The following is a 12,398-nucleotide window of genomic DNA, read 5'->3' on the forward strand; positions in this document are numbered from 1 at the left end:
CCCCGGTTTCCGGACCCGGAGGGGGCGATTCTCCGCGCCGTCCGGAGGGCGGGCGCCCCCCGGTCGTCGCGTCAGGAGGTCTTGAAGGCCGAGGCCAGGCCGTAGCGCCACAGCTGGTCGACGCGGGCGCGCTCCCGGGAGTCCGGCTGGGCGTTCTGGCAGGAGGTGCCCGGGCCGCCACCGGACATCAGCTCGCTGCACGGGCCCGAGTAGTGGTCCGGGAGGCCGAGGACGTGCCCGGTCTCGTGGGCGGTGACGCGGGTCGAGTTGTACTGCTGGTTCTGGCGGTAGTCGAGGAAGATGTAGCCGCTGCCGTGGCCGTCGGTGCTGGCGTACGAGCCGCGGGAGTCGTTGCCCTCGTAGTAACGGAAGTCCGGGTTGCTGCCCTCCACCAGACGTACGTTGACCACCGAGCTGTTCCATATCTGGGTGCTACGGGCGATCTGGGTGCGGAACGTGGGGGCGTTGGCCGCGCTGTAGACGACGGTGACGGCGGCCGCACCCGGGTTGGCGGCCCGCTTCTCGGCCACGGACTTCATGACGGCCTCGAAGAACGCCTTGTTGGCCTTGGCCTCTTCGGCGGATCCGGCGTAGGCCGCATAGCCGGAAGGCGCCGTGGCCGAGGTGGCCGAGGCGGCAGGGGCGGCCGAGGCGGTGGGGGCGGCGACGCCGAGCGCGGCGGCGAGGCCGAGTCCGACGGTCGCGGCGAGCGAGGCGGTGAGGACCTTGGGGTGTCTCATGGGGGGGCTCCTCCTGATCGGTTGGAGAGAGTGTCGGGGGAGCCGGGCCCGCCGCGGATGATGGCAGCAGGCGATAGCGTGAGCACATCAGCACCGCGCGGACGCCAGCCCCGTCCTCCGTCAACACCCCATGGAACTAAGGAGATTGGCGAGGCTCGGGTGTCTGGTGCGACCCAGGGTGCCGTCCTACCCTCGGGGCATGGAGCTGGAGGTGAGGCATCTGCGCGCGCTCTGCGCCATCGCGGACACGGGCAGTCTGCACAAGGCGGCGCGCCAACTGGGCGTGAGCCAACCCTCGTTGACGACCCAGCTGCGCCGGATCGAGAACGCGCTGGGCGCCGAGCTCTTCGCGCGCGGCCGCACCGGCTGCCGGCCCACGCCCCTGGGCCGATCGGTCCTCAGCAGGGCGCGGCCGCTCGTCGACCAGATGGCCACGCTGATCACCGAGACCCGGGCCGCGGCCGCCCGCGCCGACGGACCGCTGCTCCGCGTCGGATCGACCGCAAGCCGTGCCCTGCCGGGGTGGCTGCGCCGACTGCGCCAGGGGCGCCCCGGCACGGACATCGCGCTCCACATGGACGTCTCCGCCAACGCGCTGTTGCGGTCGGTCGCGGCCGGCCAGCTGGACGTGGCCTTCGTCCATGAGGTGGAGGGGTGCCCGTTGCGGGTGCCCGAGGGACTTCAGGAGCGGGTCCTGGTGGAACGGGAGCCCCAGTTCATCTCGATGGCCCGGGACCATCCGGCCGCCGGCCGGCCCGTGGTGGAGCTGACCGACCTCGCCGAGGACCGCTGGATGGTGGACCCCACGGTGGACGGCGAGTGGGACGGGCTCCGGCGCGTCCTGGCAGCGGCGGGCATCGACCCTCCGCTCCTGCACGGCGACTACCACACGGCGGCAGCCCTGATCGTCCTCGGTGAGGCCGTGGCACCCTGTCAGCCGACGTCCGGCCCCCGCGAGGACATGGCGATCCGCCCGCTGCGGGACGATCCGCTCGCGGTACGCCTGCTGCTGTACGCCCGCCGCGGGGCGCCGCTGGACCCGCTGTACGCCGATCTCGCGGCGGCGTACCGGGAGGCGGCCCTGCGGGCGGCACCGTACCGGCAGTGGCTCCGGCTGCACGGGATGTCGGTGGGGCCGGGCATGATGACGGTATGACGGATCTTGTGGACGCGGCGGCGCTCATGACGCTGGCGGAGGGGCACCACGCCCGCACCGCCCGGGCCTTCGGGACGCGGGAGGCAGGTGGCCACCTCGTGAAGGTGTACGCCATCGAAGCGCCCGGCCGCGCGGTGGGCGAGGCAGAGCTCGCGCCCGCGCTGGGGATCGCGGCGGACCAACTGGCGCTCGGCCGGCGCCGCGGGTCGCTGGGGCTCGGCGTGGTGATCCTGCACGCGGGCGGCGACGGCGACTACGTCCTCGTCCACAGCTGGATCGAGGGCCACATGTCCCAGCTGGCCATCTGGACCGGCCCGGCGGGGCGCACCGAGGAGCTGCGCCCGGGGCGGCAGGGTCTCGCGCCCTGCGTCTGGGAGGCGGCCGTACTGGCGCACGAGCGGGAGGCGTTCGTACGGCAGGTCCTGGACGGCACGGGCGGGGCGCAGGAGCGCGTCCGGGCGTGGGCGTCGGACGTCGTCGAGGGGGAGCTGCGGTGAGCGCCGCACGCGTGCGTCACGCGCTGCCCGGCGACATGGAGCGGGTGGCCGAACTGGCCGCCGAACACGCCGCCTACGAGAAGGCCGCGCCGCCGGCCCCGGGCCTCGCGGACCGTCTGGCCCGCCTGCTGTTCGGCCCCGCCCCGTCCCGTCTGCGCTGCCTGGTCGCCGAACTCCCCGACGGCAGCATCGTCGGCTATGCCACCTGCGCCCCCGAACTCTCCACCTGGGACGGCGCCGAGTACCTCCACATGGACTGCCTCTACCTCTCCGAGACCCAACGGGGCCTGGGCCTGGGCCCCCTCTTCATGACGGCCCTGCGCGCCGAGGCCCGCGCCCTGGGCCTGACCGAGATCCAGTGGCAGACCCCCACCTGGAACGAGGGGGCGATCCGCTTCTACGACCGTCTCGGCGCCACGTCGAAGCAGAAGCTCCGCTACTCCCTGCCGGTGGGCGACGACCGATGACCGCTCGGGTCCGGCGGGTCCGCGCCGGGTGTGTCCGGTCCGCCCCCGACTCCACCCGAAGCGGCGCCGGTTGCATGTGATCGGATGGACGCATGGACTCACGGACCCTGTACCTGTTCAGCAGCGCAGCCCCGCCGGTCTTCGACATAGCCCGCGTCATCGAGGAGGCCCAGGCGGACGGCTGGGACGTCTGCCTCGGCCTCACCCCGACCGCCGCCCGCTGGCTGGCCGACTCCCTCGACGGACTCGCGGTCCTCACCGGGCACCCGGTGCGCTGGGACTACAAGCTGCCCGGGGAGCCCGACGTCTGGCCGGAGGCGGACGCGATCCTCGTCGCGCCGGCCACGTTCACGACGGTCAACGCGTGGGCGCTCGGGATCACGGACAAATACATCGTCGGCGTCGCAGCGGAAGGCATCGGGAAGCGGATCCCCATGGTGACGATGCCGTGCCTGAACGACGCCCAGGCCGTCCACCCGCAGTTCGAGCGGTCGGTGGAGACCCTGCGCGGCACCGGAGTGAGCGTGCTCCACGGCGAAGGCGGTTTCGTGCCGAACCACCCCGGCCAGGGCGATCCGGCGGCGTACCCGTGGCGGCTGGCCCTGGACGCGGTGCTGCGCCCCCACACCGACTGACCCGAGCCACGTGGAGCATGCGAAAGGCGAACGGCCCCACCATCAGGGATGGTCGGGCCGTTCGTTCTCACCGTCCGAGCTGCGTTGCAGCGTCGGGAGGGAAGGCAGCCTGAGTCAGGCCTTCTTCGTCTCCTAGTAATGGGCCGGTTGGGTGACCGGCGGCTATGGTGGCCGCAGGTCGTTGACCGGGCCTTTTGCTGATGACTGGCGATGGGGTGCGACGGTCTCAATCGGGTGTCCTGCGGACTCTGTGCGGACTGCTGCGGCGCTCTGCCGCCGGAGTAGCTTGGGCTACCCCTGGAGCGGGGAGCTGGCCCAGAAGGTGTGGGCCTTTCTCAGAAGCTCCTCGGCGGCCTCACCGTACGATGCCGCACTGCTCAGTGCGGTGAAGGCTTTGCTGTAGAGGTCGAGCTCGCTCTGTTCCGTGATGTCCACGGAGGAGGAGACGAGTTCGACGTGGGCCCGGTCGCCATTGCCGTAGATGTTGAACCCGTGGACGGGGAACAGGTCCACCCGCGCGGTGGAGGGAAGGATTCCGAGTGTGAGAGAGGCCAGGCCGAGTTCTCGCCGGAGGCGCTCGATCTGTTGTCGCATGACCTCGGGTCCGCCGATGTTCGTGTAGAGGGCCTGCTCTCCGAGGACGACGTCGTAATGGTGGTCGCCGTCGTACAGCACCTGCTGTCGCTGCATGCGCTTGGCGACGCCCGCCGGCACGTCGTTCGGGATGCCGAGGAAGTCGACGACCTGGCCGAGGATCATGGTGGCGTATGCCTCGGTCTGGAGCGTGCCCCAGATCATCGTGGGTACGTATGCCTTGCCCTCGCGCGTGTTCTGGTACCAGCGCACCACGTCGTCCTGAGTGGCTTCCGTACCGGTGGACAGACGATCCGTCCAGGGAACTGAACTGGTCACCGCATCCCCTCCTGATTGGTGCCGCCGGGGCGGCTTCGATGGGCGTAGCCGTTCCGGTCGAGCATGGCGTCGAGCTTCCGATCTTGTAAGAGGGGGAATCGGTCAGGCCACGGGCTCCAGCTCGTCGCCGCGGGCACCTCCCCTTGGCAGTCAGCTCGGGGCAGCCGGGAACAGAGCAAGGGAGGTGGGGTCGTCTGGGCGTGGGTGCCTCCGTCTCGGGGGCCAGTTCGGGCATGAGGTGTATTCTGCTGAATTCACTGAGGACCACTGGGCCGATTCATCGAGGTGGTGGCGGGCACTGAGACGTTGGTCCATCGACTAGCCTCAACCCCACCGGGTTGAGGCACACCACACCCCCCTTGCGCCCGTATGACTATTTGCCGGGCTTCGCTAGGGTCTGTGACCTGGCATTTGGTCCTTCCACTCACGTCAAACGCCAAGGATCCGCGGCTTGCTTGGCAGTAGCCCGGCGTCATTGGCGCGTCAAGTATTCGCGAGACTTCGCCAGGGTCCGCCGACCTGACGTCAGGTGGTCACGGCTGTCAGAGTCCGTTCGTGAGGACGTGAGATGGAACGGCACCCGCCCCGTCTCACTCACAGCCCACGCACCAGACGGGAGTCCGTCATGCCTTACACCACACCGCCAAGGCCCTTCGTCGAGATCCGCATTGGCGGGTTCCACCTCGTGGTTCAGAGAGCGCCCGTGCGCCTCTTCGCCGCCGTGTCGGCCCTGGTCTGCTCGGGTTTCACCGCATGGTGGACAGCGCGCTGACAGGGGCGGAACGCCTCGCAATCGGATGTCCCGAACTTGGTACCTGTCTTGAGCCGGTGGCACTCGCCGCACAGCACGTGCACGTTCCCGTCTGTGTCCGTCCCGCCGAGAGCGACGGGCCGAATGGTCCACCGGCCCAGGTCGGCTCAGGGCAGCCGGGGACAGAGCAACGGGGGCGGGGCTTTCGAGGCATGGGGTCACATGAAAACGGGGTCTGGCGTGACAAGCCCCTGCGGACAACCGGAGCGTATGGGCGTATGGGCTAGCGATCCTTACCAAAGATCACGTAGAGAACGACCAAAGTACGCTCTCTAATACACGGATCAGGGTGTGAGACTGCCACCACGATGACGGCAGTCAAGGCAGAAAAGAGGAGTGTAATCGCGGAGTCGAAAAGGCCGTTCATGGCATCGACGTTAACAGCCTCCAGTGGCAACTCCAATAGGAAGCAAGAGTCAATTTCGCTGAAACCATCGACACTTGCGCAATTTTCCGCTTACCTTGCGTGCCGCGCAATATTGAGTCCCGCGCAATTCTTCGACTTATTTGCGTTCCGGTCAATTCTTCGACCGACTTGCGTCGAAAACGTCAGCCGTAATAACGGGGGAGTGATCACCCAAAATCGTCACGGGCCTTGAGCTTGTGGCAGCGTCGGCAGCGGTTGAACGTTGCCGTCTGCGCAGTGGACACCGTTGGCAGTCAGCTCAGAGCACCTGGGTACCAAGCAAGGGGGCGGGGCCGCGTTGTACGGCTGGCCGTCGGCCCGCTCCCGCTGTGGGCAGTGGATATCTCTACCGCCAGCCGTCGAGGGAGACCTCGGGACCTCCCGCGAGATACCGGCGGAGTGCGCTTGAGGTGGTGTCCACGAAGTCCCCGGGGATGGCGTCGGCATCAACCCAGCAAACTTGGGAGTGTTTGCGCGGCTCGCGGTTTTCGGGTTCGCCGGTCCATTCGTGTGCGGCGAAGACAACGGTGAGGAAGCCATTGGGGGCCTCGACGCCCCAGGCGCCGTGGATGATGTGGGCGACCCTGAGGGACTCGGGCTTCACCATAAGGCCGGTCTCTTCGTAGAGTTCGCGGACGGCGGTTTCGGTGATGGGTTCGCCCGGCTCGCTCTTGCCGACGGGGAGGTCCCACATGCCCTGGGCGAATTTGGCGTTCTCGCTGCGCTGGAGGAGGACCACGCGGTTGGCGGCCTTGTCGTGGACGATGACCGCGGCGACCAGCAGGGCCATGGATTCGAGCGCGGGCTTGAGGGCCTTCGGCTGATTGTCGGTCTGCTGGGCCACGGTGTTCCCTTCGTCGGGCGGGTTGTTGGGCATGTTAGGCGAGCGCCTCGCGGGCGCGGCGGGCGAGATCGGCAGCGCCGGGCACTTTGCGCCGCTGGTAGACCGCGAGGGTAGAGCGCATCGAGGTGATCGCCTTGCGGGTGCGGTCGGAGGTCATGCCTTCCATGAGCACCAGGGCCTGGGTCCAGGCGGCGACGGCTTCGTCGGCGCGGGCCTGGGCGGCGAGGCTGTCGCCGAGGTCGGCGTGGGTGAGGGCGTGGACGCGCTTGTACTTCTCCGGGTCCCAGCGGGTGAGGGCGTCTCGGTGCTGCTGCTCGGTGCCGATGTGGTCGGCGAGGTCGGTCAGGGTGCGGGCGGTGTGGCTGGCTACGGTGCCGGCGGCGGGGCCGCTGACGCGGGAGTAGCTGGGCTGGGGGCCGTCGTCTCGTAGGAGGGCGTCTTCGGCTGCGAGCAGGGCGCGCGCGGCCGACGGGTGCTCGTCGGTGGCCGCGTAGGCGCGGGCGTGGGTGATGTGGAGGAGGGCCTCGGTCTGGCCGTCGATGTGGCCGAGACCTGTGCGTAGGGCGCCTTCGACGAGGTCGACGCAGTGGTGGGGCTGCTTGAGGCTCAGGGCTTGGTGGGCGAGGGCGCGCATCATCCAGGCGGCGTGGCCGTGGGGGTCGGCTTCGCAGGCGAGCTTGTAGCCGACCTGGTAGTAGCGCTGAGCCGCGCCTTCCTGGCCGAGGTCGTGGTGCTTCCATCCTGCGAGGTAGGCGAGTTCGGCGACGGCGCCGAAGGCGGCCCGGCGTAAGGCTTCGCTGGGGAAGCGTCCGCGCAGCATGGGGGCGGCGGTGTCGGCGAGGTACGCGGTGACGGTGGTCAGGCCGTGCCCGCCGCCGAGGCGCTCGTCGGCCGCGCTGAAGGCCGCGGTGATCTGCCGTACGACGTCCACATCCTCCGTCCCGACCAGTGACGTGCCGGTGCGGGCGCGGAGCAGGCGGGCGGTGGCCTCGTGGTCGTAGCCGAGCGGCATGGCGACGCCGGCGGTGGTGAAGGCTGCGATGGCGAGGAAGCGGCGCCGTTGGACGTCGGCGCGGCCCAGGTCGGTGACCGCGAGGACGGGGTCGGATTCCGCCGGCGCATCGGTATCACCGCTGTGGAGGCCGATCTCGCTCTGGGTGATTGTCCGTCCCGCTCGGCGGGACAGCGCCTCGGCCAGGTACTGGCCAACCCGGCCCGAAGGTGTGCGGGTGCCGTTCACCCAATGCGAGATGGCCGACTTGTTGGTCTGGAGGATCTCGCCGTTCTCGGCGGCGATGCGCCGCACGTCTCTGGCGAGGGCCTCGTAGGTGCAGCCGACCGGCTCGATGACATCGCACAGACGGGAGTTGGGTTCTCTCTGCGCCGCCACGATCGCCTCCGCCCTGGAGCTGTAAACCGCGTATACCGCTTCAACTGCCTTCCACCGTACCCACTGAGCGTGACCACCGGTTCACTTATCAGCAGCCGCCCGGAACGGCGCGACCGTGGTCCAGGCTCCCCCTTGGTCCGGGCGGCACCCCGAAGTTCCGTACGCCCACACCGGGCTCGGGCATTTCTGTGCCCGAACCTGGCCGATCAGAGACGGAGACACGGTGACCACCATCGACACCGCGGCCATCACGGTCGAACTGCCCGAGGCGCTCGACCCGCGCTGGAGCCGCCTGCCCGGCATCCAGATCGACGGCCGGCGCATCACGATCGACCCGGCCGAGTACTTCTTCCGCTTCGAGTCCAACACTTGGCTCGTCGCCGACTGGGAGCTGGTCAAGGCCCAGCTCCTGAACGTGGACGAGACGACCGAGAGCGCGGTCGAGCAGCTCGCGCTCGACTTCATCAAGCAGCACGGCGAGTCCACCTCCGACGCGGCCCGCGTCCTGGCCACCGCGCACGAGGTGTACGCCTACCTCTTCCGCGACGAGCACCTAACCGGCCTCGGCCTGCCGCAGATCACCGCCGACCACCTGCGGATGCTCCGCGAGGCAGCCACGTTCATGGTGCTCAACAAGGTCGAGCTGGACGGGCACATCTCCAACGTCGGCCCGTGCTGGTTCTTCCCCGCCGTCACCTCCGTCGTCTTCGACCTGGACGACGAGACGGGCGGGATGCTCGACGAGGTCTACCACGGCGGCTGGTTCAACGAGCACCGCCGGATCGAGTCCATCAAGGCCCACGCCGCGCTCGGCAGCCGGCTCGTGCACGGCTGCCAGTCCGTGCCGGACCAGTCCGGCGGCGTGGTCGCGCCCTACGGTGCCTCGATGGCGAACTTCCGCGACGACCTCGCCGCGTTCAAGGCGGGCTGGATCGAGCAGGTCTACGCCCATCGCGTGAACCCCACCGCGTAACCCACCCGATCAGGCTCCGGGGCGGGCCGGCATCCCTCGCCCGCCCCGGACGCCACCATCCCCCGGAGCCCCACGTGACCACGAACCCCAGCGCCGAACTCCTCGACAACCTGCTCACCGTGGCTGGCCAGACCACCGCCGTACGGGAGGAGGTACGCGTGTGGTCCATGTCCGGCGTCGAGCGCGTGACCTGCACCGACGGCACCACGGCCGTCTTCAAGTACGCCAAGAAGCCCTTCGACTGCGAGGACCAGGCCCTCCGCCTGGCCCACACCCTCGGCGTACCCGTCCCTCAGGTCCACGCCTCCGCCGTCCTGGACGGCTGGCTCGGCATGCTCATGGAGGACCTCGGACCCTCCGTACGCGAGGCCGACGACCTCGACGGCGTCGCCGCGGCCGTGGTGCTGCACGGCACCCGTACGGCTCCGCCCTTGCCCGTACTCGGCCAGGAGCGGCTGCGGACGCTCCCGGCCAGAGCGCTGGAGCATCTCGAACGGCTGCGCAAGGCCGACCGGTGGCAGGACGCCGACGACGTCACGGACGCGCTCGACCGGATCGCCCGGGCCGCCGATGCCCGGTCGGCTGGAGCGACGATCGCCCCCTTCGGCTGGGTGCACTCCGAGTTCCACCCCACCAGCCTCCACATCGGGGAGCGCGGCTGGCGGCTCCTCGACTTCGCCCGCGCCTTCACCGGCCCCGGCCTGCTCGACCTCGCCAGCTGGCACGGAACCATCGAGCCCCCGCACCCCGTGCGCCTGCGCGTCTTCCTGGAGCAGTACGTCACCGCCGGCGGCACCCCCGACGCCCTCGCCCCGCGCGGTGGGCTTACGGCCGAGAACTGGGCCCTGGGCTGGCACCGCATGTGGGCCGTCGAGTGGTTCATGGAGCAGGCCGTCCGCTGGATCGACGACCCGGCCACCGACCCCGCCTACATCAAGGCCGTCCGCCGCCACCTCACCGACGTCCTCCACCTCCTGGAGATCTGACGTGCTCGCCCAGGCATCCCCCTGGCACGCCCACGCGCTCCAGCGCACCGCCGCCGGCCTCGCCGAACCCCTCTCCGTACCCGCCCGGATGGAATGGACCACGAGACCCGGCCAAGGTCCCGGTGCCGAGATCCTCGGCCCCGACCTGCGAGACAAGCAGCTCCTGGAACTCGGCTGCGGCCCCGGCCACAACGCCGCCCACCTCGCCACCCGACACGGCGCCCGCGTTACCGGCGTCGACCTGGTTGGCCTCCAGGTCCGCCGCGCCCGCTCCCACTACGGGCGGCTGAACAACCTCACCTTCGTCGCCGGCCACGCCCTCCACTACCTGCACGCCTCCGACGAGCAGTTCGACGCGATCTACTCCGTATTCGGCGCCGTCGGCCTCGTCGCCCCCGAGCTCCTGTTGCCGGCCGTGGCCCAGTGCCTCACGCCCGGCCGGGTGCTCGTCTTCTCTGTCCCTCACCCGCAGCGTGGCGGCCGAAGCCCCTCGGGCGACGACCGGCCCCGCCGCGACCACGTCACTCTTCCCGATCGAACCCGTCTACCTATCGCCCGCTGGGAGTTCTCCACGGACCGCTGGGAGAAGCACCTCAGCAGGGCGGGCTTCTGGCTCACCTCGGCACAGGAGTTCCACGACGCCCGCATGGGCCACTGGCCCACGACCCTGCTGATCCGCGCTCGCAAGCTCTGACCGCCGCCTTCTCTCCGGCCGCTGGAGGACCAATGCGCCCGCCGTACCTGCTTCTCGACGTCGACGGCGTCCTCATACCCTTCCCCGACGCGGATGGGACCACCCCAGCCACACACGCTCGCCACGACGTCGTCCCCGCCGGCCGCAGCGCCGACAACCCGGTCACGGTCTGGCTCAACCCCGACCACGGCCGCCTGCTCATGGACGTCGTCCGCACAGGCTTGGTCACCCCGGTCTGGTGCACGAGCTGGCGCCAGGACGCCACCACCCTCATCGGGCCCCTCCTGGGCCTCCCAGCCCTACCGCACGTCGACCTCCCGCGTCCCCAGATCGCCACCAGTCACCCCAACGGCTACTTGTGGAAACGCGACCACGTCGACGCCTGGCTCGGTGACGCCCCCGCCGTCTGGATCGACGACGACTTCACCAGTCTCGACCACGCCTGGGCGGTGGAGCGCACCGCCAAGGGAACACCGACCCTCCTCGTTCAGCCTGACCCACATCTCGGGCTGCAGCCCGAGCACCTGACCGAGCTCACGACATGGGTCTCGCAGTTACCCGCAGCCCGCACCGCCTGACGACTGATGCCCTCGCTGCACAAGCAGCGAGGGCATCGGGGTGCGCTGTGGTCCGTGAGCGGTGCAGAAGGTGGCTAAGCAAGGATCGCGGCCACGTCCTCGGCTGAGACGAGGGTGTCCTCCGCCACTCGTCGGGCGAGCTTCTCGACGTACGACCAAGCGCCTACCAGGGTCTGCCTAGCTCGCTGCTGCTGGTGCCCCCAGTTCCACGACTGCGGCTGCAGGCCCGGCGGTCCGTAGTCCAGTTCCCACCAGCCGAGCCCTGGAAGACCTGCGGTCTCGGCGCAGACCTCCCGAGCGAGAACCTGGTCCCCTAAACCCCCGATTTCAACTGCCCACCGGCGACCGGCGGTCATCGGCCCCGACTGTTCACACCACAGCAGCTGCGCCTGCACGCCCGCGGCCAAGGCCACCAGCGTGTCGTAGGCCGAGCCGGCGTCCAACGGCACCGCCACGTTCCGACCAGCCCACCAAGCAGCGCCACACATTCCACAGGTTGGGCCCGCAATAAGCTCCACCGGCACGGCGGGAATCCCCGCCACGCGAGCGTCGACCGCGTGCCCAGCCTCATGGAGCGCCGTACCCAGCAGCTGTCGTAGCTGTAGCCGTTGCAGACGCTCACGGCGCCACCATGTCAGCGGTCGACCCCACATAGATCTCCCGGACCCGGGCCGCTGTCTGATCCTGAACCTTCGCAAGCTGGTCAAGGCTGGCCATGAAGACCGCGTCGGTGAACTGCTCGGCCTGAAGGCGTCGGACGTCGACTGCAAGGCCGGTACCATCCGCGTCGAGCGGCAGCGGCTCCAGCGGGGAAGATCGGCCCGCCGAAGACCGCCAAGTCTCGGCGTACGGTCCCGGTCGGCGAGGTCGTCACCGACGCGCTCCTCGCGCATCTTGCCGCACGTCCGTCCAGGAGTGGCTGTTCACCATGGAGGAGGGGGAACCGCTCAACTACCGGCGGTGGAAGACCGAGTGGAACGGGGCTCGCAAGGCGCTCCAGGCGGCCGAGAACGGGGCCGCCGAGCGGGAAGGCCGGAAGGCCGTCGAGCTGCCGCACATGGTCACGCACGACCTGCGGCACTTCTACGCCTCCGCGCTCATCGCCGGTGGCGCGAGCGTCAAGCAGGTGCAGTTGGTCCTCGGGCACGCGTCCGCCGTCATCACGCTGCGGATCTACGCGCACCTGTGGCCGGGGGAAGAAGACCGCACCCGGGCCGTCATGGACGCCGTGCTCGGCGGCCTGCGGACCGGGTGCGGACAGCTAAGCGGCGCGACCCGCGAAAGTGCAGGTCAGGCCGCCTAGAGGGAG

Annotated in this window: 13 protein-coding genes and 1 pseudogene; 9 read left to right on the top strand and 5 right to left on the bottom strand. The window is 69.8% G+C overall.

The window, feature by feature from the left end:
- Nucleotides 1–71: 71 nt before the first annotated feature.
- Nucleotides 72–740: a snapalysin gene (gene snpA / locus J7E93_RS02865; RefSeq protein ID WP_215065613.1), complete on the bottom strand. Its 669-nt coding sequence runs from the start codon at nt 738–740 to the stop codon at nt 72–74.
- A gap of 199 nt (nt 741–939) precedes the next feature.
- Between snpA and J7E93_RS02870 the strand changes: the two genes are divergently transcribed.
- The 4 genes from J7E93_RS02870 (at nt 940) to J7E93_RS02885 (ending at nt 3,495) form a co-directional block, all read left to right on the top strand.
- Entirely contained in the window at nt 940–1,896 is a 957-nt protein-coding gene (locus J7E93_RS02870; RefSeq protein WP_215065614.1) for a LysR family transcriptional regulator, read from the top strand.
- Nucleotides 1,893–2,393 (top strand): hypothetical protein, encoded by a 501-nt coding sequence (locus tag J7E93_RS02875; RefSeq protein WP_215065615.1) that lies wholly within the window; start codon nt 1,893–1,895, stop codon nt 2,391–2,393. Before J7E93_RS02870 ends, J7E93_RS02875 begins: the two co-directional genes overlap by 4 nt.
- Nucleotides 2,394–2,428: 35 nt before the next feature.
- A complete protein-coding gene (locus J7E93_RS02880; RefSeq protein ID WP_215065651.1) occupies nt 2,429–2,860 on the top strand; it encodes a GNAT family N-acetyltransferase in 432 nt (143 codons plus the stop codon).
- A 92-nt stretch (nt 2,861–2,952) separates the two neighbouring features.
- Nucleotides 2,953–3,495 (top strand): flavoprotein, encoded by a 543-nt coding sequence (locus J7E93_RS02885; protein ID WP_215065616.1) that lies wholly within the window; start codon nt 2,953–2,955, stop codon nt 3,493–3,495.
- Between the two features lie 291 nt (nt 3,496–3,786).
- Here the strand turns inward: J7E93_RS02885 and J7E93_RS02890 are convergent, their stop codons facing one another.
- From J7E93_RS02890 to J7E93_RS02905, 3 genes are all read right to left on the bottom strand, one after another.
- Nucleotides 3,787–4,407, bottom strand: coding sequence for a DUF5753 domain-containing protein (locus J7E93_RS02890; protein ID WP_215065617.1), 621 nt, complete (start codon nt 4,405–4,407; stop codon nt 3,787–3,789).
- Between the two features lie 1,563 nt (nt 4,408–5,970).
- Nucleotides 5,971–6,501: an NUDIX domain-containing protein gene (locus J7E93_RS02900; RefSeq protein ID WP_215065618.1), complete on the bottom strand. Its 531-nt coding sequence runs from the start codon at nt 6,499–6,501 to the stop codon at nt 5,971–5,973.
- Between the two features lies 1 nt (nt 6,502).
- Nucleotides 6,503–7,858, bottom strand: coding sequence for a tetratricopeptide repeat protein (locus J7E93_RS02905; protein WP_215065619.1), 1,356 nt, complete (start codon nt 7,856–7,858; stop codon nt 6,503–6,505).
- 223 nt (nt 7,859–8,081) lie between these two features.
- Between J7E93_RS02905 and J7E93_RS02910 the strand changes: the two genes are divergently transcribed.
- The 4 genes from J7E93_RS02910 to J7E93_RS02925 all read left to right on the top strand — a co-directional run bounded on the left by J7E93_RS02910 (nt 8,082) and on the right by J7E93_RS02925 (nt 11,089).
- On the top strand, nt 8,082–8,831 hold the full coding sequence (locus tag J7E93_RS02910) for a hypothetical protein (protein ID WP_215065620.1): 750 nt from the start codon (nt 8,082–8,084) through the stop codon (nt 8,829–8,831).
- A gap of 74 nt (nt 8,832–8,905) precedes the next feature.
- Nucleotides 8,906–9,817 (top strand): phosphotransferase, encoded by a 912-nt coding sequence (locus J7E93_RS02915; protein ID WP_215065621.1) that lies wholly within the window; start codon nt 8,906–8,908, stop codon nt 9,815–9,817.
- 1 nt (nt 9,818) lies between these two features.
- Entirely contained in the window at nt 9,819–10,511 is a 693-nt protein-coding gene (locus tag J7E93_RS02920; RefSeq protein ID WP_215065622.1) for a bifunctional 2-polyprenyl-6-hydroxyphenol methylase/3-demethylubiquinol 3-O-methyltransferase UbiG, read from the top strand.
- Nucleotides 10,512–10,543: 32 nt separating this feature from the next.
- Entirely contained in the window at nt 10,544–11,089 is a 546-nt protein-coding gene (locus tag J7E93_RS02925) for an HAD domain-containing protein (protein ID WP_215065623.1), read from the top strand.
- Between the two features lie 74 nt (nt 11,090–11,163).
- On the opposite strand, the gene J7E93_RS02930 is transcribed toward J7E93_RS02925, so the two are convergent.
- The gene (locus J7E93_RS02930) at nt 11,164–11,544 is read right to left on the bottom strand and encodes a hypothetical protein (protein ID WP_215065624.1); all 381 of its coding nucleotides are present in this window, start codon (nt 11,542–11,544) and stop codon (nt 11,164–11,166) included.
- A gap of 253 nt (nt 11,545–11,797) precedes the next feature.
- Between J7E93_RS02930 and J7E93_RS37940 the strand changes: the two are divergent.
- A pseudogene (locus J7E93_RS37940) lies at nt 11,798–12,392 on the top strand (site-specific integrase); the annotation flags it as partial.
- Nucleotides 12,393–12,398: the final 6 nt, after the last annotated feature.

This window comes from Streptomyces sp. ISL-36 (assembly GCF_018614205.1).
GTDB lineage: Bacteria > Actinomycetota > Actinomycetes > Streptomycetales > Streptomycetaceae > Streptomyces.